The organism is Streptomyces sp. NPDC001889 (genome assembly GCF_053594535.1).
This window is the reverse complement of the sequence record NZ_JBSFER010000065.1, coordinates 1-4,427: the sequence shown is the minus strand read 5'-3', so window position 1 is coordinate 4,427 and position 4,427 is coordinate 1. Positions and strand designations below refer to the sequence as shown.

At 74.5% G+C, this 4,427-nt stretch carries 1 protein-coding gene; it reads left to right on the top strand.

Features of this window, described 5'->3' with window-relative positions; translation table 11 throughout:
- Positions 1-114 precede the first annotated feature (114 nt).
- Positions 115-4,427 (top strand): amino acid adenylation domain-containing protein (locus ACWCRA_RS35165; RefSeq protein ID WP_451069474.1); only part of this gene is annotated, 4,313 nt, incomplete at its 3' end.

The following is a 4,427-nucleotide window of genomic DNA, read 5'->3' as shown; positions in this document are numbered from 1 at the left end:
GGTGTGGTGGTGCCGGCGGGTGTGGGTGGGGTGTCGGTGGGTGTGGCGGAGGCGGAGGCCGGGGCCGCGGGTTTCCCGGGGGGTGATGTGGAGGACGGGGAGCGGCTTCGTCCGGTGTCGGTGGATGATGTGGCGTATGTGATCTATACGTCGGGTTCCACGGGCACCCCCAAAGGCGTGGCCGTCTCGCACCGGGGTCTCGCGCCCCTGGCCGGATCGCAGATCGAGCGCTTCGCGGTGAGCGCCGACTCCCGCGTCCTCCAGTTCGCCTCCCCCAGCTTCGACGCCTCCGTGTCCGAGCTGTGCATGGCGCTCACCTCCGGCGCGACCCTGGTGATCTGCTCCGGCGACGACCGGCTCCCGAGCGCCCTGCCCGCGTTCCTCCGCGACCACCGCGTCACCCACGCCACCCTCCCGCCCTCGCTGCTGGCCGCCCTGCCCGAGGACATCCGACTGCCCGGTCTCACGACCCTCGCCGTCGCCGGTGAGGCGTGCTCCGCCGAGGTCGCGGGCCGCTGGTCCCGGGGCCGTCGCATGATCAACGCCTATGGCCCGACCGAGACCACCGTCTGCGCCACCATGAGCCGGCCCCTGTCCACCGCCGAGGTCCCGCCCATCGGGGGTCCGATCGCGGGGGTGCGGGTGCGGGTGCTGGACGGTGCTCTGGAGCGGGTGCCGGTGGGGGTGGTGGGGGAGCTGTATGTCTCCGGTGGGGCGCTGGCGCTGGGGTATCTGAACCGGCCGGGGCTGACGGCGGAGCGTTTCGTGGCCGATCCGTTCGGTCCGGCCGGGGCGCGGATGTACCGCACCGGCGACCTGGTGCGACGCGCTCCCGATGGCGAGCTGTGGTTCGTCGGCCGTGCCGACGAGCAGGTGAAGGTGCGCGGGTTCCGGATCGAGCCGGGTGAGATCGAGCAGGTGCTGATGGGGCATCCGGCGGTGGCGCAGGCGGTGGTGACGGTCCGGGAGGACCGGCCGGGGGACCAGCGCCTCGTGGCGTACGTCCAGACCACGGACGTCCAGACCACGGACGTCCAGAGCACGGACCCCCAGACCGCTGATCTCCAGAGCACGGACCCCCAGCCCACCGGCCTCCAGACCGGAGATGCCCAGCCCGCGGGCCCCCGGCCCCCCGACTCGCGGGCCGACGACAGCGACCGGGTCGCCGAGTGGCGGCAGATCCACGATGCCTGGCACTCCCGCGCGGCCGACGGCGGCATCCCGCTCGGACAGGACTTCTCCGGCTGGAACAGCAGCTACGACGACACCCCCATCCCGGTCGACGAGATGCGGGAGTGGCGGGACGCGACCGTCGAGCGCATCCGGGAGCACGCCCCCCGCCGGGTCCTGGAGATCGGTGTCGGATCGGGCCTGATCCTCGCCGGAGTGGCCCCCGGCTGCGCCGAGTACTGGGGTACGGACCTGTCCGCGCACTCCATCGGCCGGCTGCGCTCGACCGTGGGCGCCGTCGACGGGCTCGCCGGCCGGGTGACCCTGAGAGCGCAGCCCGCGGACGACTTCACCGGCATTCCCGAAGGGCACTTCGACACCGTTGTCCTCAACTCCGTCGTGCAGTACTTCCCCAGCCCCGGCTATCTCGCCCGGGTGCTCGCCGGGGCCCTGGAGCGGCTGGCGCCCGGCGGCCGGATCTTCGTCGGCGATGTGCGCAACAGCCGGCTCCAGCGCACCTTCCAGACCGCTGTCCAACTGCTGCGCGCGCCCGGTGCCCAGGACGGCGCGGCCGTGCTGCGCGCGGTCGGGCACCGTCTCGACCAGGAGAAGGAGCTGCTGGTCGACCCGCGCTTCTTCCTCGCGCTGCGCGCCTCGCGCACGGACGTCGGCGGGGTGGACATCCGGCTCAAGCGCGCCACCGCCCACAACGAGCTGTCCCGCCACCGTTACGACGCCGTTCTGCACAAGCTCCCGGCCGTCGCCGCCGTACTCCCCGAGCCGCGCCGGCTGACCTGGGAGGAGCTGACCGAGGGCACCGCGCGGGAGAACGCCGCGACCGCCGGTCTCGGCCGGCTGGCCGGGCTGCTCGCCGAGGGCACGGCGCCGCTGCTGGTCCGGGGTGTGCCCAATGGGCGGGTCGCCGCCGAGACCGCGGCCGCGCGGGCCCTCGCGGAGGGCGCGGCCCCGGCCGTGGCGGCCGGACTCCTCGGCGCGCCCCGGCCCGGAGCGGCCGACCCCGAGGCGCTGTACGCACTCGCCGGGGAGCACGGGCTGCGGGCCGCCGTCACCTGGGCGCCGGAGGGCACGGACGACCGGGTTGATGTCCTCTTCACGGCGGAGGCGCCCCCGGCGGAGGCGCCCCCGGCGGAGGCGCCCCCGGCGGGGGCTCCGGAATCCGGCGTACCGGCGCCTCTGTGCGTCGCGCCCGCCGACGAGGCCCCCGGCGCCCCCGAGCGGTACGCGACCGCCCCCACCGCGACCGGCGCGACCACGGCGCCCGGCGGCCCCGCCGCGACCGCCGAGTCCGTACCCCTGCCGGAGAGCCTGCGCGCCCGGATCGCCGCCACCCTCCCCGCGTACATGACTCCCTCGCTCTTCGTGGTGCTGCCCGCCCTGCCGCTCACCCCCAACGGCAAGGTCGACCGGGCCGCGCTGCCCGCCCCCGATCTGCCCGCCCTCCAGGGGGCGCGGGAGCCGATGACGCCCCGGGAGGAGATCATGTGCGGTCTCTTCGCCGAGGTGCTGGGCATCGACCGCTGCGGTCGGGACGATGACTTCTTCGAGCTGGGCGGGCACTCCCTGCTCGCCACCCGGCTGATCAACCGCATCCGTTCCGTCTTCGGCGTCGACCTCGGCATCCATATCGTCTTCGACCACTCGACGGTCGCGGGCCTGGTGCCGCAGCTCGCCGACGGCGACACCCCGTACACCCCGCTGGAGCCCCGGCCGCGACCCGGGGTGCTGCCGCTCTCCTTCGCCCAGCAGCGGCTCTGGTTCATCAACCGGATGGCTCCGCGCTCCGCCACGTACAACATGCCGCTCGCGCTGGCGCTGACGGGCGCGCTGGACCGGACCGCGCTCGCCGGGGCGATCACCGATGTCGTACACCGGCACGAGACGCTGCGCACGGTCTTCCCCGAGGCCGACGGGGTGCCCCGGCAGCACATCCTGCCGGCGGACGAGGCGGCCGTCGGACTCACCGTCCACCAGGTGGCCGGGCTGAGCCCCGGGGAGACCGAGGACCGGCTGCACGAGGCCGCCCGGATTCCGTTCCGGCTGGACACCGAACCCCCGCTGCGCGCCGACCTGTTCGCGCGCGGGCCGCGGGAGCACGTACTGCTGCTGACGCTGCACCACATAGCGGCCGACGGCTGGTCCACCGCGCCGCTCGCCCGTGATCTGCTCACCGCCTACCAGGCACGCTGCCAGGGCGGTGCGCCCGACTGGGAGCCGCTGCCCGTCCAGTACGCCGACTACACGCTCTGGCAGCGGGACCGCTTCGGCGCGGGCGTGCGGACGGACGAGGACAATCCGGAGCTGGCCTACTGGCGCACGGCGCTGGAGGGGCTGCCCGAGCTGCTGCCGCTCCCCACCGACCGGCCCCGCCCCCGGATGTCCACCCACCGGGGCGACCTGGTGCGGTTCGGCTGGGACGCCGCGCTGCACGAGCGGCTGACCGCGCTGGCGCGCACCCACAACGCGACCCTCTTCATGGTCGTCCACGCCACCCTCGCCGCCCTGCTCACCCGGCTCGGCGCGGGCACGGACATCCCCGTCGGCAGTGTGGTCGCGGGCCGCCGGGACTCGGCGCTCAACGATCTCGTCGGCTTCTTCGTCAGCACGCTGGTGCTGCGCGCCGACACCTCGGGCGATCCGACCTTCGAGGAGCTGCTCGCCCGGGTGCGCACCGCCGACCTGGACGGATACGCCCACCAGGACACGCCCTTCGAGCAGTTGGTGGAGACGCTCAACCCGGTGCGCTCACCGAGCCACCACCCCCTCTTCCAGGTCGGCGTCGGGCTCCAGGACGACCCGGCGGGGAACTTCCGGCTCCCGGGTCTGGAGGTCGCCACCCGGCTGCTCGGGACGGGCTCCGCGCGCTTCGATCTCTTCTTCAACCTGGTGGAGCGGCGGGACGAGGACGGCCGTCCCGCCGGGGTCGCCGGTGAGCTGGAGTACAGCACCGACCTCTTCGACGCGTCGACCGTGACGGGTCTCGTCGAGCGCTGGGCCCGGCTGCTGGACGCGGTCACCGCCGACCCGGCCCGCCGGATCGCCTCCGTCGATCTGATGGCGCCCGGTGAGCGGGCCGCCCTGGAGCGCCGCGGCGACGGCGGGGCCGCCGGCCGGACCGGCGCCGACACCCTCCCCGGACTCCTGGAGTCCGTGGTGGGGTTGGTGCCGGGGGCTGTGGCTGTGGAGTGTGCTGGGGTTGGTGTGTCTTATGGGGTGGTGAATGCGCGGGTGAATCGGCT